Origin of the sequence: Streptomyces sp. MP131-18 (genome assembly GCF_001984575.1) — a bacterium.
Classification (GTDB): Bacteria; Actinomycetota; Actinomycetes; order Streptomycetales; family Streptomycetaceae; genus Streptomyces; species Streptomyces johnsoniae.
The window spans coordinates 6,775,766-6,795,063 of sequence record NZ_LZNS01000001.1 but is presented as its reverse complement, the minus strand read 5'-3'; the positions used below and the strand labels follow the sequence as shown (position 1 = coordinate 6,795,063).

Here is a 19,298-nt window from a genome sequence, read left to right as displayed (position 1 = left end):
CGGCGCGTCCGTCGGGGCCGGCCTCTCCGGACAGGGCACCGGCGCTGGCGAGATCCGTCACGGTCCGATTATCGGTGATGCCCGCCGCGGCCCCGGACCCGGCCCGCGTCCGCGGTCCGCGGATGCGGTCAGCCGAACGCGTCCAGGCCGGTGAGGGCCTTGCCGAGGATCAGCTGATGCATCTCGCTGGTGCCCTCGTAGGTGAGGACCGACTCCAGGTTCGCCATGTGGCGCATCACCGGGTACGCGTAGGAGATGCCGTTCGCGCCGAGGATCGTCCGCGCCGTCCGGCAGATCGCCAGCGCCTCGCGAACGTTGTTCAGCTTGCCGAAACTGACCTGTTCCGGCCGCAGCCGCCCGGCGTCGAGGCGGCGGCCGAGGTGCCAGGCGAGCAGCAGCCCCTTGTGCAGTTCGACGGCCATGTCGGCGAGCTTTGCCTGCGTGAGCTGGAAGCCGCCGATCGGCCGGCCGAACTGCTCGCGGGTGCGCGCGTAGTCGAGCGCGGTCTCCAGACAGGTGCGCGCGGCCCCCAGGGCGCCCCACACGATGCCGTAACGGGCGTGGCTCAGACAGCCGAGCGGTGCGCGCAGCCCGCGCGCCTCCGGCAGCGCGGCCGCGGCGGGCAGCCGTACCCCGTCGAGCACCAGCTCGCTGGTGACCGAGGCACGCAGCGAACCCTTGTGCCGGATGTCGGACGCCGAGAAGCCCGGGGTGCCGGCGGGCACCACGAAGCCGCGGATGCCGTCCTCCGTCCGGGCCCAGACGACGGCGACCGAAGCCACCGAGCCGTTGGTGATCCACATCTTCCTGCCGGTCAGCACCCAGTCGCCGCCGTCCCGTTCGGCACGGGTCCGCATCCCGGCCGGGTCCGAGCCGTGGTCGGGCTCGGTCAGCGCGAAGCAGCCGATCGCCTCCCCCGCGGCCATCGACGGCAGCCAGCCCTCGCGCTGCTCCGCCGAACCGAACCGGTGGATCGCGTACATCGCGAGCGAGCCCTGCACCGAGACCAGCGAACGCACCGCGGAGTCGACGGCCTCGAGCTCCAGGCAGACCAGACCGTACTGCACGGCCGACGCCCCGGCGCAGCCATGGCCGTCGAGCGTCATGCCCAGCGCACCGAGCGAGCCCAGCTCCTTGGTCAGACCGCGGACGTCGGGCAGCTCACCCCGCTCGTGCCACTCGGCGATGTGCGGCAGCACCCGGTCACGGGCCCACGCGCGCACGGTCGCCCGCAGCGCGCGGTCCGTGTCGTCGAGCAAGTCGTCGATGCCGAGCGGGTCCGCGGGGTCGAACGGGGGCAGGGTTCCGGCAGCCATGGCGCCGACGTTATGGGCGGGTAACCCCGCTCGGCAAGAGCGTCAGGTCCTTCTCGTCCCGCGCGGTGTGGCCGGTCAGCTCGCGCGGCAGGCGCAGCGCCGCGAGCGCGCCCGCGACCAGCAGCAGCGCGCTGGCCAGCAGCGTCATGTGCATCCCGTGCACGAACGCGTCGCGCGCCGCGTCCCGCAGCGCATCCCCGGGGTCGCCGCCGATCCTGGCCGCCACGGTGAGCGCCTCGCCCAGCGAGTGCCCGGCCGACTCGGTGTCCGCCGCACCGACGCCGTCCACCCGGCGCACCGCGGGCGCGTACATGGCGTTCATGACACTGCCGAGCAGGGCGATGCCGAGGCCGCCCCCGAACTGGTAGGCGGTCTCCCCGACGGCCGCCGCTCCCCCGGCCTGCCCCGCCGGAACGTCGCTGAGCATCGACTCGTACGACCCGAACAGCGTGGTCTCCAGGCCGAAGCCGAGCAGCACGAAGCCGACGGACATGACCAGCGGGCGGTCGTGGTCGTCCAGGCAGGTCAGCGTCAGCACGGCCACCGCCGTCAGCGCGAAGCCCAGCGCGACCATGCGGCGCGGGCCGAGACGCTGGAGCATGCGGGAGCCGGCCAGCCCGGCGGCGATCGCGGCCAGGCTCAGCGGCAGCAGCCGCAGCCCGGTCTGCAACGGGGAAAGACCGAGGACGAGTTGCAGGTACTGGGCGGCGACCAGGGCCAGGCCCACCAGGGACAGCACCGTGAGCACGATGCAGCCCACCGAGGTGCCGAACGCCGGCCGGGAGAACGCGGACAGGTCGATCAGCGGCTCCCGGCGCCGCCGCTGCCTGCGCACGAACGCGGCCAGGAGTCCGCAGCCGAGCCCCGCCGCGGCCGCGGTGCCCGGGGTGAACAGGTCGCCGCCGCCGGCCCGTTTGACCGCGAGGATCACGGCGAAGAGACCGGCCGCGGCCAGCAGCGCGCCGCCCACGTCCCACGGTCCCCGCCGGTCGCCGGTGGACTCCGGCAGCACCAGCGCGCCGACCGGCAGGCACACGGCCATCAGCGGAATGTTGATCAGGAAGACCGATCCCCACCAGAAGTGTTCCAGGAGCACGCCCCCGACCAGCGGACCTATCGCGGCGCCCACGGCCGCGACCGCGCTCCAGATGCCGATGGCCAGCGCCCGTTCGCGCCGGTCGGGGAAGACCTGCCGCAGGATCGAGAGCGTGGCGGGCATGATCATCGCGCCGCCGACGCCGAGCAGCCCGCGGGCCAGGATCAGCACCGCGGGGGTGGCGGCCCAGGCGGCGAGCGCGGAGGCGAGGGCGAAGCAGGCGTAGCCGATCAGCAGCACCCGGCGCCGCCCGACGCGGTCGCCGAGGGTGCCGAAGAGGATGAGCAGCGCCGCGCAGGCCAGCGGGTAGACGTCGACGATCCACAGCAGTTCCACGCCGCTCGGCCGCAGGTCCTCGCTCACGGCGGGCACGGCGACGTGCAGCACGGTGGCGTCGACGGCGACGAGGAGCAGGCTGGCACAGAGGACGACGAGAACCGTCCAGCGGCTGCGGTCCTGAGCGGGGATTCCGGGCGGGGTCGCCCCGGACATCAACGCACCTCCCTGTCTTGCGCCGTCCCCTCGCCACCGCGGGGGAAACCCGGCGGTGCGCGCGCGCCGGGCACGGTGAAGAGGGCAGATGGTCAGACAGACTACGACAGCCCGGTCCCCTCAACCCACCGCTCCCCCGCCCGCCCCCGGGCACCGCGGCGGGTAACGCGCAGTGCACGTTGTTCACCTGGGCATTGCCGCGGAATGCGACGGCGGAAGCCCGTTCCGCACCACCCGTCACGGCAAATCCGGGCCTCCCGGAATTTCGTAAAGCCGGGAAATAGGATGGCGGAAAATGTCAGCCCTACATCACATCGCCATTACGAAGGCGGGCCGCAGCAGGAAGCCCGCTATCACGGGCTGTAATCTGACGAGTGTGCGTACCGACCGATTCCTAGCCCGCCTCGAACAGGAGCCGCAGCCGCCGAACGTGCCGGCTCCTGTTATGAGCCGTACCCGCTTGATGCTCCTGTGGGCCACCCTGGGGTTCTACGCGGTGATCGTGGCGGCGGTGTGGTCGACCACCTGGCTGGTCGACCTGGACTGGCAGGTGATGCTGTTCCGGCCGTACAAGCAGTGGCCCGGCATGCACGCGTTTCTGGACTATTTCGTCGTCCTGGGCCAGCGCGGCCCCACGGCCGTGCTGATCGCCGCGTGGCTCGGCTGGCGCTGCTGGCGGCAGCGGACGCTGCGCCCGCTGCTGGTGATGGCCAGCGCCCTGCTCCTGCTCAACGTCTCGGTCGGCGCCGCGAAGCTGGGGATGGGCCGCGAGGGCCCGCACTACGCCAACGTCATCGGTTCGAACGAGATGTGGCTGACCGGCGATATATTTCCCTCAGGACACACCGCCAACGCCGTTGTGACCTGGGGCATCCTCGCCTACCTGGCCACCACCCCCCGGGCCAGACGGACGCTGTCGGTCATCGCCGCGGTTTTCGCGCTCGGCGTGGGGGCCACCACCGTCTACCTCGGCACCCACTGGGTGAGCGACGTGCTCCTCGGCTGGGCGGCCGGACTGCTCGTGCTGCTGGCCCTGCCCTGGTGCGAGCCGCTGATCGCGACGGTCGAACGTTACGCGTTCCTGCTGCGGGACCGGCTCTACGGGGTGCCGGGGCAGTCGCGCGGCGCCGTGCCCGCCTTCGACGTGCAGCAGCACCTGCCCGCCACGGCCGGCCGCACATCCGAGGAGCCGCGGTCGCGCACGGAGCCCGCGGTGACGGCCGGGAGCCGGGCCGGCACCGCACCCCGCGGGGTGAACGGGGGGCGGCTGCGGCAGCCGGGCCGCACGCACCCGAGCTGCCCCGAGCACCCGGCGCGGCCGGTCAGCAGCCACTGACGCGGCGCGGGGGCCGCGCCGGCCGCCCGTGAGCCGCCGTCAAGCCGCCGTCAGCCGTGCCAGCAGCGGACGACGTGGCCGTCGCGCACCGCGAGGTTGAGCCGGCCCGGCATGTGCTCCATGGTGATGATCGCGTCCGGTGCGAGGCGCCGGACGCGGGGCCACCCGCGGTCGTGGGCCCGCCGCTCCGCCGCGTCGGCGTCCAGGCCGACGTACTCCTCGGGGCTGTCGTCGGGGGTCCTCGGCGGACGCGGAATCGGTGCCATGCCGCCACCGTACGGCTTCGTCCGACCACCCGGAAGTCCCGCCAGGATCAGGGGACTGTCACGCTTGTGTCACAGCGAACCCCCCGCCCACCCGTTCGGCGTAACGTGCACGTTCTGTAATTAATGGGCCGCCCTTAATGGCGTCACCGCCCTTCGCATGTAATTCCGAGAGGCCGGTGAGGCGAATGCGGCAGGCCCGTTGTGAACGCCTCGCATTCACCTTTTCTGTGAACACGGTGAACGGATGGTTTATAGCAGCTCACCACCGGCGGGAGGTCGCTCACCCGTGCGGGGTTCGCGACGACGGACGACTCGCCGTTCGATTCCGGCCCACCCGGCGTGACCCCGCGCGGCTCCCGCCGTTGTGCACGGGGCACCCCGCCGCGGAGCGCGGGGAAGACCCCCAACCGAGGAGCCGACAGTGTCCCCCTTGCTCGACGTCAGCGACGACGTACGCGCCGAGATCGGCGACGAAGAAGCCGATCGCCTGCTCGCCGGCGAGAACGCCCCGGGCAGCTATGACTGCACCTCATGCCGCACCCCTGGCAACCCGGGACAGGAGCGCACCAGCACGGTCCTGTTCGTCGGCGGGGAGACGGCGGTGCTCGCGTTCGCCCACGCCTCCTGCATCCCCTCCCAAGTGGTCTCCGTCTCCGAGGAGCAACTCCAGGGCGCCGTGCGGTCCATCACCGGCCAGACCGCCGTGCCCGCACCCGCCGCACCGGTGTCCCCGGCGTCGCCGGCCGCGGCGGCCGGTGACGCCGGCGAGACCGGTCAGGCCGTCCTCGGCGTGACCTGCGGGCAGATCCTGCTCGGCAACGACCTGCACCCGGCGATCGTCGTCGAACCCACGGGCCCGATCGCCCGCCCCGGCTCCACGGGGCCGGGCGACGACTTCCTGCCGCTGCTGATCGAGGCGGGCTTCCTGCCCGTCACGAACGTCGCCACCGAGCCGTCGCTGCTGCCCGGCTGGTCGGTGCTCATCGCCATGGGCCAGCTGCACGCCGTCCTCCAGGGCAATCCGGCCGGCGGCCAGCCGAGCGCCTGGTGGCAGGCGCACCAGCCGCTCACCCTGACCGACGGCTGGCGGGCCAGCGCCAACCAGCGGCACACCGTGCTCGTGTACGCCGCGCCCGCCGGCTCCATCGGGCAGCAGCCGCGGGAGGACCTGCTCCGCGACGCCCTGGAGAAGGCCGCCGCCGGCGGCACCCTGGTCGCCGCCGCCATGCCCCTCGCGGGCACCTGAGCGGCACGCCGGCAGGACGATCGGGGGACAGGACCGCATCCGGCGCGGCGCCCGCTCGTTGGACCGATGTGCACGCTTACGAACCCCCCAGGTCCCAGCCCAGCCACCGGCACATCCCCGGCATGCGTTCGTCCTACGAGCGGCCGGCGCCCTCGGCGACGCCCATCTACGACGCCCTGTGCGCCGAGTACCGCAGGCTGTTCCGGGCGCTGCCGGGGGACCGCACGGGCGAGGAGGACCTGCGCTTCGTGGCGTTCTCGACCAGCTACGGCGTGGGCGCGGGCAGTTGGCGCTGGCGTGAGCCCGGCTACGCCGGGTACGGCGGCATCGGGACCCCCCAGGCGGCGCGGCTGAGCCCGGCCGCACTGCCCCCCGGCGGGCGGCGCGGCGGCGACCCGCACGAGGCTGCCAGGAGCCGCTGAGGCGGCTCCTGGCAGCGCCAGGGGGGCGTCACTTCCGCCGGCCGCGCTTCTCCCGCACGCGGACCGAGACCTGGATCGGCGAGCCCTCGAAGCCGAACTCCTCGCGCAGCCGGCGCTCGATGAAGCGGCGGTAGTTCGCTTCGAGGAACCCGGAGGCGAAGAGCACGAAGCGCGGGGGCCGCGTGCCCGCCTGGGTGCCGAACAGAATCCGCGGCTGCTTCCCGCCGCGCACCGGATGCGGGTGGGAGGCGACGAGCTGGCCGAGGAAGCCGTTCAGCTTCCCGGTCGGTACCCGGCTCTCCCAGCTCTCCAGCGCCGTCTCGACGGCCGGCACCAGCTTCTCGACGTGCCGGCCGGTGTGCGCCGAGATGTTGACCCGCGGCGCCCACTGCACCTGGACCAGCTCCTGCTCGATCTCCCGCTCCAGGTAGAACCGGCGCTCCTCGTCCATGACGTCCCACTTGTTGTAGGCGATCACCAGGGCCCGGCCGGCCTCCACGGCCATGGTGATGATGCGGGTGTCCTGCACGCTGATCGGCTCGTTGACATCGATCAGGACCACCGCGGCCTCCGCCTTCTCCAGGGCGGCGGCGGTACGCAGCGAGGCGTAGTAGTCCGCGCCGTCCTGGAGGTGGACCCGCCGCCTGATGCCCGCGGTGTCGACGAATCGCCAGGTCTTCCCGCCCAGCTCGATCAGCTCGTCCACCGGGTCCCTCGTGGTCCCGGCCACGGGGTCGACGACCACCCGCTCCTCGCGCGCCACCTTGTTCAGCAGGGACGACTTGCCGACATTCGGCCGCCCGATCAGCGCGATGCGGCGCGGGCCGCCAGTCGTGTCGCCGAACGTCTCGGCCGGCGCGTCCGGCATGACCGCGAGCACCGCGTCGAGCATGTCGCCCGTGCCGCGGCCGTGCAGGGCGGAGACGGGGTGCGGCTCGCCGAGGCCGAGTGACCACAGGTAGGTGGCGTCGGACTCCATCGAGAAGCCGTCGACCTTGTTGGCACACAGCACGACGGGCTTGCCTGCCCTGCGCAGCAGCTTGACCACGGCCTCGTCGGTGTCGGTCGCGCCCACCGTGGCGTCCACGACGAGGACCACGGCGTCGGCGGTTTCGATGGCGAACTCGGCCTGGGCGGCGACGGACGCCTGGATGCCCAGCACGTCCTGCTCCCAGCCGCCGGTGTCGACCACCTTGAAGCGCCGCCCGGCCCACTCGGCCTCGTAGGTGACGCGGTCCCTGGTGACGCCGGGCCGGTCCTCGACGACGGCCTCGCGGCGGCCGAGAATCCGGTTGACCAAGGTCGACTTGCCGACATTCGGCCGCCCGACGACGGCGAGCACCGGCAGCGGGCCGGCCGCCGCCGCGGCGAGATCGCCCTCGATGTCCTCGGCGTCGAAGCCCTGCTCCCTGGCGAGCTCCATGAACTCCGCGTACTCGGCGTCGCCGAGCGCGCCGTGCGCGTCCGCGCTGCCCGGGTGGTTCTGGTCGTTCATGGAGTCCTGTACCTCGTCCGTGTCCGTTGATTGAGTGCGTGGAGGACGCACGGCCGACCCTAGCGGGCCGTGCGGCGCCTGGCGTCGCGCAGATGGGCGGCCAGGCGCTCCTGGAGGCGCGCCGTCGCCTCGTCGAGCGCCGCCCGGGTGCGCCGCCCGCCACCGACGGTGACCGGCTCGCCGAACACCACGTCGATGCGGGAGCGCGCGGCCGGGAGCGCCGGTATGACCCGGCCCCGCCGCTCGCCGCTGCCGAGCACGACGACGGGCACGACGGGCGCCTGCGCGCGCAGCGCGAAGTAGGCCAGGCCCGAGCGCAGCGCGGCGAAGTCCCCGACGCCGCGGGTCCCTTCCGGGAAGATGCCGAGCACCCCGCCCGCGTCGAGCACCGCGAGCGCGGAGGTGACGGCGGCGCGGTCGGCGCCCGACCTGTCGACCCCGATCTGGCCGATGCCGCGCAGGAACGTGCCCAGCGGCCCGATGAACGCCTCCTGCTTGACGAGGAAGTGCACCGGGCGCGGCGCGGTGCCCATCAGCACCGGGCCGTCGACATTGTGCGCGTGGTTGACGGCGAGGATGACGGGGCCTGCCGCGGGCACCCGCCAGGCGCCGAGTACGCGGGGCCGCCACACGGTGTGGATCACGCCGACCGACAGGCGGCGTCCGGCCGCCGCGCCGCGGGCGGCGGGCGGGGTCACCGTGCCCGCCGCTTCCACTCTTCGACCAGGATGACCACACACTCGACGACCTGCCCGAGCGTCAGCTCGCTGGTGTCCACCTCCACCGCGTCGTCCGCCTTGGCCAGCGGCGACGCCTTGCGGCCGGAGTCGGCCGCGTCCCGCTTGACGAGCGCCTCCCGGGTGGCGGCCACGTCGGCCGCGTCCTTCCCCTTCAGCTCCGCGCTGCGCCGCGCGGCCCGCACCTCGGGTGAGGCGGTCAGGAAAACCTTGACGTCGGCGGCGGGCAGCACCGTGGTGCCGATGTCCCGGCCCTCGACGACGATGCCGCCGGGGGCCTCGGCCGCGATGGTCCGCTGCAGCTCGGTGATCCGGGCCCGCACCTCGGGAACGGCACTCACCGCGCTGACCGCCGCGGTGACCTCGGAGGTGCGGATCGGCGCCGAGACGTCCGCGCCGTCCACCGTGATGGTGGGCCCCTTGGGGTCGGTGCCGGAAACGATCAGGGGCTTGTCGCAGGCGCCGGCGACGGCCACGGGGTCCTTGACGTCGATGCCGTTGGCCAGCATCCACCACGTCATGGCCCGGTACTGGGCGCCGGTGTCGAGGAAGCCGAGGGACAGGCGCGTGGCGACGGCCTTGGAGGTGCTGGACTTTCCCGTGCCGGAGGGGCCATCGATGGCGACGATGACGGAGGATTCAGCCACGGCGGTGCGCACCTTTCTCAAAGACGGGTCCCGTGCGCCTCATGCTCGGCGCGGGAGAGGCATGGAGGGGCCGGCGCCCCCGGCAAGGGCCGACGCCCCGTTCAAGAAAAGGGCCCTCACCAGAAGAAGCGTACCGGCACCCGGGTGGCGGCCCTACTGCCGGATCGACCATCCCCGCTCGCGCAGCGACGCGATCAGGACGGGCGCGGACACCGGCTCGACCATCAGCTGAACGAGACCGGCCTGCTGCCCGGTGGCATGCTCGATGCGCACATCCTCGATATTGACCCCGGCCCGCCCGGCGTCGGCGAAGATGCGGGCCAGCTCGCCCGGCTGGTCCGTGATGAGCACCGCCACCGTCTCATACGCGGCCGGCGCGGCTCCGTGCTTGCCCGGCACCCGCTCCCGGCCCGCGTTCCCCCGCCGCAGCACGGCCTCGATGCCCGCGGCGCCGCCCTCGCGCTTGGCCTCGTCCGCGGCCTCGAGCGCGCGCAGCGAGCGGATGGTCTCCTCCAGGTCCGCGGCCAGCTCGGAGAGGACGTCGGCGACGGGCCCCGGGTTGGCCGCGAGGATGTCCAGCCACATGCGGGGCTCAGAGGCCGCCAGCCTGGTCACGTCCCGGACCCCCTGCCCGCACAGCCGCACCGCGGACTCGTCCGCGGTGCCGAGCCGCGCGGCCAGCAGGCTGGACAGCAGCTGCGGAGCGTGCGAGACCAGCGCGACGGCCCGGTCGTGCGCGTCCGCGTCCATGACGACGGGCACCGCGCGGCACAGCGCGACCAGCTCGAGTACGAGGTTCAGCACCTCGGTCTCGGTGTCCGGCGTGGGCGTGAGCACCCACGGCCTGCCCTCGAAGAGGTCGGCGGTGGCGGCCAGCGGCCCGGAGCGCTCCCGGCCCGCCATGGGGTGCGAGCCGAGGTAGGAGGCCGTGTCGCCGCCCAGACCGGCCAGCTCGCGGCGCGGGCCGCCCTTGACGCTGCCGACGTCCGCGTAGGCGCGGGCCGCGCCGCGGCGCTGGAGACCGGCCACGGTGGTGGCGATCAGGGCGGGCGGCACGGCGATCACCGCGAGGTCGACCCGGCCCTCGGGCGGCTCCTCGGTACCGGCGCCGAGGGCGGCGGCCGTGCGGGACCGGTCCGGGTCGGTATCGGCCAGGTGCACCCGCACGCCCCGGCCGGAGAGGGCGAGGGCGAGGGAGGTACCGATCAGGCCGGTGCCGATGACGAGGGCGGTGCGCATCGTTCCAGCGTAGTGCCGCGGGCGGCGGCGCAGGGCCGCCCCTTACAGGCCCACCTCGCGCATCAGCCGGCCCACCTCGGTGTTGGTCATCCTCCGCAGCCAGCCCGACTTCTGGTCGCCCAGCACGATCGGCCCGAACCTGGTCCTGACCAGCTTGTCCACCGGGAAGCCCGCCTCGGCGAGCATGCGGCGCACGATGTGCTTGCGGCCCTCGTGCAGCGAGACCTCGACCAGGTAGTTGCGCCCGGTGTTCTGCACGACCCGGAAGCTGTCGGCGCGGGCGTAGCCGTCCTCCAGCTCCACGCCCGCCTTCAGCCGCTTGCCGAGGTCGCGCGGGATGGGCCCCTGGATGGCGGCGAGGTAGCCCTTGGTCACGCCGTACTTGGGGTGTGTGAGGCGGTGGGCCAGCTCACCGTGGTTCGTCAGCAGAATCAGGCCCTCGGTGTCGGTGTCGAGCCGGCCCACGTGGAACAGCCGCGTCTCGCGGTTCTGCACGTAGTCGCCAAGGCACTGCCTGCCGTCGGGGTCCTCCATCGAGGAGACGACGCCGACCGGCTTGTTCAGCGCGAAGAACAGGTGCGACTGGGTGGCGACGGTCAGGCCGTCCACCCTGATCTCGTCCTTGTCCGGGTCCACCCGCCGCCCCTGGGAGGTGACGATCTTGCCGTTCACCTCGACCCTGGCCTGGTCGATCAGCTCCTCGCACGCCCGCCGGGAGCCGAGCCCGGCGCGGGCCAGCACCTTCTGGAGGCGCTCGCCCTCCTGGTCGCCGAACGTCTTGGGGAGGCGCGGCGCCGGCTTGTCGTGGCGCGCGCGGTTGCGCTCCTCGATCTGCGCGTCGTACTCGCGGGAACGCGCCGGGGCGGCCCGCTTCTTGCGCGGCGCCGGGCCGCCGCCGCTGCCGTACCTGCGCTCCTCCGGTCGGGGCCGGCCCGAGCTCTGCTGCCGGTCGTCGCGGCTGTTGCCCGCGCCCCGGTAGTTCCGGTTGCTGTTCCTGCCGCTGCTTCGCATCAATGATCCGTTGGGGAGTCGCCGGTGTCGTCTTCTTCGTCCACGTCGAACGACGGCACTCCCTCCTGGCTCTCGCCCTCGACCTGCTCGGCCTCGGGGAGGAAGGGCGCCAGCTCGGGTAGCTCGTCAAGGCCGCGCAGGCCCATCCGCTCCAGGAAGTAGTGCGTCGTCACATACAGGATCGCACCTGTTTCGGGTTCGGTGCCCGCCTCGGCCACCAGCCCGCGCTGGAGCAGGGTGCGCATGACGCCGTCACAGTTCACGCCGCGGACGGCGGAGACCCGGGAACGGGTGACCGGCTGCCGGTAGGCGACGACCGCCAGCGTCTCCAGGGCGGCCTGCGTGAGCCGGGCGTGCTGGCCGTCCAGGACGAAGCCCTCGACGGCCGCCGCGTACTCGGGCCTGGTGTAGTAGCGCCAGCCACCCGCGATCAGCCGCAGCTCGAAGCCGCGGCCCTCGCGCGTGTACTCGTCGGCCAGCTCGCGCAGCGCGGCCGCCACCGCGCGCCGCGGCCGGTCGAGGACCTTCGCCAGGTGCTCCTCGGTGGCCGGCTCGTCGACGACCATGAGAACCGCTTCCAGCCAGGGCTTCAGCGGCGGCTGCGCGGGCGGTGCCGCGGCGGTGGTGTCCTCGCTCATGGGAGCTGCGCCTTTCCTTCCTCCCGGGCCCCGTCCGCCGTCTCCTGCGGCACGGCCTGGTCGAACTCGTCGGTGACCAGCGGACGCCCCGGCTCGGCCCCCTGCCAGCTGATGATCAACGGGCCGAGCGCCTCGTCCTGGTCGAACTCGTCGGTGACCAGCGGACGCCCCGGCTCGGCCCCCTGCCAGCTGATGATCAACGGGCCGAGCGCCTCGTCCTGGTCGAGCGTCACGGCACGCTCCCGGTACAGCTCGAGCAGGGCGAGGAAGCGGGCCACGACGGTGAGCGTGTCCGGGGCGTCGCGGGTCAGCTCGGCGAAGTCGGCCCGGCCCAGCTCCTTCAGCCGCGCGACGACGACCTCGGCCTGTTCGCGGACGCTGACCAGCGGGGCGTGGATGTGGTCGACGTACACCTGCGGCTTCGGCTTGGGCTGCATGGCCTTCACCGCGAGGCGGGCGAACCCCTCGGGGCCGATACGGATGACGACGTCGGGCAGCAGCTCGGCGTGGTGCGGTTCGAGGCCGACGGTGCGCGGATGGCGGCTGGCCTCCGCGGCCAGGCGGTCGTTGAAGATGTCCGCGACCCGCTTGTAGGCGCGGTACTGGAGCAGCCGCGCGAAGAGGAGGTCGCGGGCCTCCAGCAGCGCCAGGTCGGCCTCGTCCTCGACCTCGGCGGTGGGCAGCAGCCTGGCGGCCTTCAGGTCCAGCAGGGTGGCCGCGACCACCAGGAACTCGGTGGTCTGGTCGAGGTCCCAGTCCGGGCCCATGGCACGGATGTGGGCCATGAACTCGTCGGTGACGCGGGAGAGAGCGACCTCGGTGACGTCCAGCTTGTGCCGGGAGATGAGCTGGAGCAGCAGGTCGAACGGGCCCTCGAAGTTTTCGAGAACGACCTTGAACCGCCCGTCGTCCGCGTCCTGGGCACCGCCCGCGGACTCCTCCGGGTCTGCGGCGGCTTCCTCGGCCCCGGCCGCCACCTCGCCTACCGCGCCCGGGCCGTGCTCCACCGGCTCGGGGGGCTCCTCCGCCGTCGCGGGCGGTGGCGGCTCGGCGCCCGCCCCCGGAGCCCCGGCACCGGCATCGGCCGGCTCCTCGGGAGTTTCACCGGCGGGCGCGGGAGCGGCTTCGGGAAACTGCGTTCCCGGGCCGCGGCCGAGCAGGCGCCGGGGGCGTGCCGGGGTGGTCACCCGGGGGTCAGCGGCCACGCAGGCGGCGCACGAGGATGCTCGCGTCGCCGCGGGATTCCAGATCGGCCAGGACGACGGCGACGGCCTCGCGCACGATGCGGCCGCGGTCCACGGCGAGACCGTGCTCGCCGCGCAGCACCAGCCTGGCGTGCTCCAGGTCCATCAGCTCCTCGGCGGAGACGTAGACCGTGATCTTCTCGTCGTGGCGCTCACGCCCGCTGGGGCGGCGAGGGCTGCGCCCGCGGCGCCGTTCGTTCGCCGGTGCGGCGCCCGCGCTGTTCGCCCGGGCGCTCTTGCCCGCGCCGGACGGCGTCTGACGGCCGGCGGGCTCGCGCTTGGGCTGCCCGGGCACGGCCGCCTCGCGGCCCGCGCCCGGCGTGCGGCCCGCGGTCTTCGGCTCCTGCTGCCGCGTGCCCTCGCCCTCCTCAGCGCCGGGCGCCTGCTCCCCCGGGGAGGGGGAGGGCACCCGCGGCGCGGAAGGGCTCTCGGCGGTGCCGCCGGCGTTCTCGGGAGGGGACGAGGGCTGCACCGCGGCCCCTCCGGTACTACGGAACAGTTCGTCGGCCGCCGGGAGACTCACTCGGCGTGGCACCGGGCGAGCACCTCCCTGGCCAGCTGGCGATACGCCGCCGCCCCCACCGAGTTGGAGGCGTACGTGGTGATCGGCTCCCCCGCGACCGTGGTCTCGGGGAAGCGGACGGTGCGCCCGATGACGGTGTGGTAGACGTTGTCGTCGAACGCCTCCACGACCCGGGCGAGTACCTCCCGGCTGTGCACCGTACGGGAGTCGTACATCGTCGCCAGGATGCCGTCCAGGCGCAGCTCCGGGTTCAGCCGCTCCTGCACCTTCTCGATCGTCTCGGTGAGCAGCGCCACCCCGCGCAGGGCGAAGAACTCGCACTCGAGCGGAACGATCACCTTGTGCGCCGCGGTAAGCGCGTTCACCGTGAGGAGGCCCAGGGAGGGCTGGCAGTCGATGATGACGAAGTCATAGTCGCTGACAAGCGGTTGCAGCGCCCGCTGGAGGGTGGACTCGCGGGCCACCTCGCTGACGAGCTGCACCTCGGCCGCCGAGAGGTCGATGTTGCTCGGCAGCAGGTCCATACCGGCGACCGCCGTCTTCAGCAGCACCTCGTCCGGCGCCATCCCCCGCTCCATGAGCAGGTTGTAGATGGTGAGGTCGAGCTCCATCGGGTTGACCCCGAGGCCGACGGACAGCGCGCCCTGCGGGTCGAAGTCGACCAGCAGCACACGGCGGCCGTACTCCGCCAGCGCGGCCCCCAGATTGATGGCCGAGGTCGTCTTGCCGACCCCGCCCTTCTGGTTGCACATGGCGATGATCTTGGCCGGACCGCGCTCGGTGAGCGGCCCGGGAATGGGGAAGTACGGCAGCGGACGGCCGGTCGGTCCGATGCGCTCCCGGCGCTGCCGGGCCGCGTCGGGGGCGATGGTGGCCGCGTACTCGGGATCGGGCTCGTACTCCGCGTCCGGGTCGTAGAACTGCCCGTCCGGAAGCTCTTCGTAGTCGGGGAAACGGCCGGCCTCGCCGCCCGTTCGGTCTCCTGCCATGGCATTGGCGTCATGGCTGTCCGTGCTCTGATGCGCTGTCATGCTCGGTGGGCTCTGGTGGGTTGCGTAGGAATGGACAGCGACGGAGCTCCTGTGGCCCGCCGGCTCCGAGGCGCCCTGATGCCGCTCCGGGACCCCTGGTTGTCCCCCCCGGGGAGTAATTGTCGACTCATTCACAAGTCGTCTTACCTCCTTGGGGACCAGGAAACTTCTAGACAGGGTCAGCGTTGCACCATGCCGACGTTTGGCGACTCTATGGCGTGTCGGTGGTTCGCAGCAACACAATCCGCCGGACCGGCACGGATGTGTCGGGCCTCGAACATTCGGTTGTCAAGGCCACAAGACGCGTCAGTGGGACGATTCAACGGCGCACGAATCGGTTAAAGCACTACGTTCGCGACGAGTTGGCCACCGCGCGACGGCGCGCGCGACGCCCGCTCCGCGCCGACGCGCCGGGATCGCGCCCGGCGTGGTGTGACATTCCCGATGTTGACGCCGGGAGTTGACCGCGCCCGCGCGTCAGCCGAGCACCGCGTGCAACTCCGCGTGCGGCAGGTCGTGCGCCTGCGCCACCGGGCCGCAGACGACGTGGCCGTCGTGCACATTGACCCCCGCGGCGAGCGCCGGGTCACGGCGAACGGCCTGCTGCCAGCCCTGGTTGGCCAGCTCCACGATATACGGCAGCGTCGCGCTGGTGAGCGCGTGGGTGGACGTGCTCGGCACCGCGCCAGGCATATTGGCGACGCAGTAGAAGAGCGAGTCGTGGACCGCGAACGTGGGGTCCGCGTGCGTCGTAGGGCGCGAGTCGGCGAAACAGCCGCCCTGGTCGATCGCGATGTCGACAAGAACACTCCCCGGCTTCATGCGCGCCACCGTCTCGTTGGACACCAGCTTGGGCGCCCTGGCCCCCGGCACGAGGACCGCGCCGACGACAAGGTCGGCGGCGAGCACCGCCCGTTCGACCTCGAAGGCGTTGGCGGCCACGGTCCGCACCTGCGTGCCGAAGATCCGGTCGGCCTCGCGGAGCTTGGCGATGTCCTTGTCCAGGACGGTGACCTGGAAGCCCATGCCGACCGCGATCTGCGTGGCGTTCCACCCCGAGACCCCGGCGCCGATGACGACCGCGGAGGCCGCCGGCGTGCCGGGCACGCCGCCGGGCAGCACGCCGCGCCCGCCGGCGGAACGCATCAGGTGGTAGGCGCCCACCTGCGGCGCGATCCGCCCGGCCACCTCGGACATCGGGGCCAGCAGCGGGAGCTGGCGGCCCGGCCCCTCGACCGTCTCGTAGGCGATGGCCGTGGTGCCGGAGCGCAGCAGCGCGTCGGTGCACGCACGGGAGGCGGCCAGATGGAGGTAGGTGAACAGCACCTGGTCCTTGCGCAGCCGGTGGTACTCCTCGGCCACCGGCTCCTTGACCTTCAGGACCAGGTCCGCCCTGGCCCACACCTCGTCGGCGTCCGCGGCCAGCTCGGCCCCGGCCGCGGCGTACTCGTCGTCGGGAATGGCGGAGCCGAGGCCGGCGCCCCGCTCCACGTGAACCTGGTGTCCGCCGGTGACGAGCTCATGCACTCCGGCCGGGGTGGTGGCCACGCGGAACTCGTTGTTTTTGACCTCACGGGGGATGCCGACCTTCACGTCGATCACGGTCCTTGCGTCACGGAGGGTTACGGCAGCCAGTCTAATGAAGGATTGACCGATGTACAGCCTTGCTTTCAGTCAAGTTTCGGCGACTCTAGCTCTGTTTCATTAGTGTTTCCCTCTGTAGTCACAGAGGATTCCACCGGGCGAGTCCCGGCCAGGAGCGCCTGTGCCGCGGAACGGTGGGCGGCGGCGGCCGCGGAGTGGCCGAGCCGGTCGGCGCTGTCGGCGAGGCGCAGGCGCAGCGCGGCCTGGAGGCGGCGGTCGCCCGACCGTTCCGCCAGCCGCAGCGCCTCCTCCCCCGTGCGCCCCGCCTCCTCCGGCCTGCCCGCGTACTCCTGCACCCGCGCCGTCTCCGCGACAGCCCGCGCGTGGGCACGCGCGTCCCCCGTCCTGCGGTGCGCAGCGGCGGCAGCGCGCCAGGCGCGCAGCGCCTCGGGCCAGTTGCCGGTGTAGGTCCACGCGGCGGCGATGCGGCCGTGCAGCCGCGCCTGCGCGAGCAGGTCGCCGCGGGACTGGGCGAGCGCGACGGCCCTGCTGTACCAGTCGGCCGCCCGCTGCCAGTCGCCGAGCTCCGCGTAGGTGCCCGCGATGGACTCCAGGGTGCGGCCGACGGCCAGCGGGTCGGCCTGGTCCCGTTCGCTCCTGGCCGCCTCCAGAGCGGCCCGGTACCGCTGAAGGGCCTCGGCCAGGCGGCCCGTGCGAGCGTCGATGTCGCCGAGGTTGAGCAGCGCGGCGGCACGTTCCCTCGGCAGGTTCTGGCGCTCGGCGACGCCGAGCACCAGCTCGTGCAGCCGGTACAGCTCCGGGGCCGCCGCCTCCGCGCCGCGGTGGGCGATCAGAGCGCGGCTGAGGGCGCTCACCAGGCGGCGGGCGAGCGTGTCGAGCTGCCCGTCCGCCACGACCAGGCGTGCGGCGGCCAGCAGCGCCGACTGCCGGGAGGCCAGCCAGCCGGCCGCCTCGGCGCGCCCGGCGAACCGGAGGGAGCCGGGCAGGCCGGCCAGCCACGCGCGGGCCGGCGTGCCCTGCGGCTCGGTGACCGCGTGGCAGGCGCGCAGCAGCCGGACGGTCCGCTCCAGCATGCGGGCGCGCGCGAGCAGGATCTCCGCGGGCCGGTCCCCGGCGTGCAGCAGCGCCCGCAACAGCGCGTCCAGGCAGCCGGGCACCAGGTACTGGGCGCCGCCGCCCGCGCCCTCGCGGGCGGGCACAGGCCGCAGCAGCCCCGCGGCGGCGAAGCCGGCCAGGGCGGTGCGGGCGGTCGGCACGGGGCAGCCGGCCAGGGCGGCGGCGGTGTGCGCGTCGACCAGGCCCGCCGGGGCCAGCGCGAGCAGCCGCAGCATCCGGGCCGCGGGCGCGGGCAGCGTGGCGTACGCGAGGCGGAACGCGCGGCGCAGCGGCTCGTCCGCGGCGTCGGGCGGCGGGTACGGGGGCGGGGCCGGGTAGCCGGGCGGGGCGGAGGAAGGGGGCGGGGCGGCGTCCTCGTCCGCCTCCTGCTCGGCCGCCTCGCCTGAGGCGGCCACGGCATCCCCCGCCTCCGCCATGCGCCGCACGGCGTCGGCGACGGTGGCCTCCGGGTGCGCGGCCAGCCAGCCGGCCACGAGAACGAGGGCGGCGGGCTGGTGGCCGCACGACTCGGCCAGGGTGTCGGCCGCGCCGGGGTCCACGGTGATGCGGACATCGCCCGCGCCCCGCTCCAGCAGCGACACGGCGGTGATCCGGTCCAGGGCGCCGATGGTGCAGGGGCGGACGTCGGGCACCTTGGGAAGCGGCCCGCGGGAGACGGCGACCACCAGGCAGTCGCGGTGGTCGGGCACCAGCTCGGCGAGCTGCTCGGCGCTGCAGACGTCGTCGAGCAGCAGCACGACGCGGCGCCCGTCGAGCGCCTCGCGCAGGATGTCGGCCAGCTCGTCCTCGTCGGCCCCGGGCGGGGCGTCGGCGCCCAGCTCCGTCAGCAGGTCGCGCGCGACGCGTTCGACGGGCACCGGGCTGCCGCCCGGCTCGGTCAGCCGGGCGCGCAGCAGCCCGTCCGGGTAGTCGGCGCCGCTGCTGATCTCGGCGGCGAACTCCTCGGCCAGCGCCGTTCTCCCGCTGCCGGGACGGCCGGCGATCAGCAGGACCCGGCCGCGGGCCACGGGGCGGCCCGCGAGGGTGTCGAGGCCGGCCTTCTCCACGTCGGAGTGCAGCGCGGCCAGCTCACTTCTGCGGCCGAGGAATCCGGGAGAGCCGGCCCCGCCGGTGACTGTCTGTTCGGTCACATCCGTCACGGGCCGAGCGTATGCCACGCCGCGGCAGGGGCCGGTCAGGACACGTCAGGCCGGGAACGGGCGGGCCGGCCAGGGCGCGTTGGCGGGGCGCAGCGACTCGATGCCGTCGCCGGCGCGGGCGGCCTGGAGCGCCAGCACGCCCACGGCCAGGCAGGTGTTGTGCAGCCGGCCGGCGAGCACGCCGCGCACCAGATCCGCCACCGGCACCCGGTCGTGCCGCATGTCGGCCTCCTCGCCGAACACCTCGAACCGTTCGCCCTCGGCCTCCGACAACTCCCTGGCCAGGAAGACGCGCACGGCCTCGTCGCTGCCGCCAGGTGTGGTGTAGACGTCGGCGAGCACGCGCCAGTCCTCGGCCTTCACGTGCGCCTCCTCGTACAGCTCCCGCTGCGCGGCGTGCAGGGGATTCTCGCCGGGGACGTCGAGGAGCCCGGCGGGGATCTCCCAGAGCTTGTGGCGGACGGGGTGGCGGTACTGCTCGATGACGACCACCCGGTCCCGTTCGTCGAGGGCGAGAACGGCGACGGAACCGGGGTGCACCTGGTAGTCGCGGCGGGCGGCGGAGCCGTCGGGCATCACCACGTCGTCGGCGCGGACGCTGGTCTTGTTGCCCGTGAACGGAGTGTCCGTGGCGGTCACGGACCAGCGTTCCGGGGTGTCGGCGAGGAACTCGCGGGGCTGCTCGGTCATGGCCCCAAG

General features: G+C 73.6%; 18 protein-coding genes. 3 read left to right on the top strand and 15 right to left on the bottom strand.

The genetic code is table 11. The annotated features are described in order from the left end of the window. Positions 1 to 128: 128 nt before the first annotated feature. Together STBA_RS30340 and STBA_RS30335 are read right to left on the bottom strand one after the other, a co-directional pair. Positions 129 to 1,316, bottom strand: coding sequence for an acyl-CoA dehydrogenase family protein (locus STBA_RS30340; protein WP_077062242.1), 1,188 nt, complete (start codon positions 1,314 to 1,316; stop codon positions 129 to 131). A gap of 10 nt (positions 1,317 to 1,326) precedes the next feature. After that, the gene (locus tag STBA_RS30335) at positions 1,327 to 2,904 is read right to left on the bottom strand and encodes an MFS transporter (RefSeq protein WP_079252237.1); all 1,578 of its coding nucleotides are present in this window, start codon (positions 2,902 to 2,904) and stop codon (positions 1,327 to 1,329) included. Positions 2,905 to 3,280: 376 nt separating this feature from the next. Between STBA_RS30335 and STBA_RS30330 the strand changes: the two genes are divergently transcribed. Continuing rightward, positions 3,281 to 4,240, top strand: a complete 960-nt coding sequence (locus STBA_RS30330; RefSeq protein WP_107485139.1) for a phosphatase PAP2 family protein — start codon at positions 3,281 to 3,283, stop codon at positions 4,238 to 4,240. A 50-nt stretch (positions 4,241 to 4,290) separates the two neighbouring features. On the opposite strand, the gene STBA_RS30325 is transcribed toward STBA_RS30330, so the two are convergent. Continuing rightward, positions 4,291 to 4,506: a hypothetical protein gene (locus STBA_RS30325; protein ID WP_077062241.1), complete on the bottom strand. Its 216-nt coding sequence runs from the start codon at positions 4,504 to 4,506 to the stop codon at positions 4,291 to 4,293. A gap of 421 nt (positions 4,507 to 4,927) precedes the next feature. Between STBA_RS30325 and STBA_RS30320 the strand changes: the two genes are divergently transcribed. Together STBA_RS30320 and STBA_RS30315 are read left to right on the top strand one after the other, a co-directional pair. Beyond that, entirely contained in the window at positions 4,928 to 5,752 is an 825-nt protein-coding gene (locus tag STBA_RS30320) for a hypothetical protein (RefSeq protein WP_171987818.1), read from the top strand. A gap of 122 nt (positions 5,753 to 5,874) precedes the next feature. Continuing rightward, on the top strand, positions 5,875 to 6,174 hold the full coding sequence (locus tag STBA_RS30315; RefSeq protein ID WP_253195115.1) for a hypothetical protein: 300 nt from the start codon (positions 5,875 to 5,877) through the stop codon (positions 6,172 to 6,174). Between the two features lie 28 nt (positions 6,175 to 6,202). On the opposite strand, the gene der is transcribed toward STBA_RS30315, so the two are convergent. The 12 genes from der to STBA_RS30255 all read right to left on the bottom strand — a co-directional run bounded on the left by der (position 6,203) and on the right by STBA_RS30255 (position 19,289). Beyond that, complete coding sequence (gene der / locus STBA_RS30310) at positions 6,203 to 7,669, bottom strand: ribosome biogenesis GTPase Der (RefSeq protein WP_077062239.1); 1,467 nt, start codon at positions 7,667 to 7,669, stop codon at positions 6,203 to 6,205. Positions 7,670 to 7,728: 59 nt separating this feature from the next. Continuing rightward, entirely contained in the window at positions 7,729 to 8,367 is a 639-nt protein-coding gene (locus STBA_RS30305; protein ID WP_077063715.1) for a lysophospholipid acyltransferase family protein, read from the bottom strand. Further along, positions 8,364 to 9,053 (bottom strand): (d)CMP kinase, encoded by a 690-nt coding sequence (gene cmk, locus STBA_RS30300; protein ID WP_077063714.1) that lies wholly within the window; start codon positions 9,051 to 9,053, stop codon positions 8,364 to 8,366. Before cmk ends, STBA_RS30305 begins: the two co-directional genes overlap by 4 nt. Positions 9,054 to 9,206: 153 nt before the next feature. Next, positions 9,207 to 10,292, bottom strand: coding sequence for a prephenate dehydrogenase (locus STBA_RS30295; RefSeq protein WP_077062238.1), 1,086 nt, complete (start codon positions 10,290 to 10,292; stop codon positions 9,207 to 9,209). Positions 10,293 to 10,334: 42 nt separating this feature from the next. Next, the gene (locus tag STBA_RS30290) at positions 10,335 to 11,303 is read right to left on the bottom strand and encodes a pseudouridine synthase (RefSeq protein WP_077062237.1); all 969 of its coding nucleotides are present in this window, start codon (positions 11,301 to 11,303) and stop codon (positions 10,335 to 10,337) included. Further along, positions 11,303 to 11,941, bottom strand: a complete 639-nt coding sequence (gene scpB / locus STBA_RS30285; protein WP_077062236.1) for an SMC-Scp complex subunit ScpB — start codon at positions 11,939 to 11,941, stop codon at positions 11,303 to 11,305. Before scpB ends, STBA_RS30290 begins: the two co-directional genes overlap by 1 nt. After that, a complete protein-coding gene (locus tag STBA_RS30280) occupies positions 11,938 to 13,146 on the bottom strand; it encodes a segregation/condensation protein A (RefSeq protein WP_253195113.1) in 1,209 nt (402 codons plus the stop codon). Before STBA_RS30280 ends, scpB begins: the two co-directional genes overlap by 4 nt. Further along, a complete protein-coding gene (locus STBA_RS30275; RefSeq protein ID WP_171987914.1) occupies positions 13,136 to 13,708 on the bottom strand; it encodes a hypothetical protein in 573 nt (190 codons plus the stop codon). The genes STBA_RS30280 and STBA_RS30275 overlap by 11 nt, the downstream gene beginning before the upstream one ends. Beyond that, on the bottom strand, positions 13,705 to 14,874 hold the full coding sequence (locus STBA_RS39100) for a ParA family protein (protein ID WP_077062234.1): 1,170 nt from the start codon (positions 14,872 to 14,874) through the stop codon (positions 13,705 to 13,707). Before STBA_RS39100 ends, STBA_RS30275 begins: the two co-directional genes overlap by 4 nt. Positions 14,875 to 15,216: 342 nt before the next feature. After that, positions 15,217 to 16,332: an alanine dehydrogenase gene (gene ald, locus STBA_RS30265; protein ID WP_171987912.1), complete on the bottom strand. Its 1,116-nt coding sequence runs from the start codon at positions 16,330 to 16,332 to the stop codon at positions 15,217 to 15,219. Positions 16,333 to 16,409: 77 nt separating this feature from the next. Further along, positions 16,410 to 18,590, bottom strand: coding sequence for a tetratricopeptide repeat protein (locus STBA_RS30260; RefSeq protein ID WP_077062232.1), 2,181 nt, complete (start codon positions 18,588 to 18,590; stop codon positions 16,410 to 16,412). A 54-nt stretch (positions 18,591 to 18,644) separates the two neighbouring features. After that, the gene (locus STBA_RS30255) at positions 18,645 to 19,289 is read right to left on the bottom strand and encodes an NUDIX hydrolase (protein ID WP_077062231.1); all 645 of its coding nucleotides are present in this window, start codon (positions 19,287 to 19,289) and stop codon (positions 18,645 to 18,647) included. Between the last annotated feature and the right edge of the window lie 9 nt (positions 19,290 to 19,298).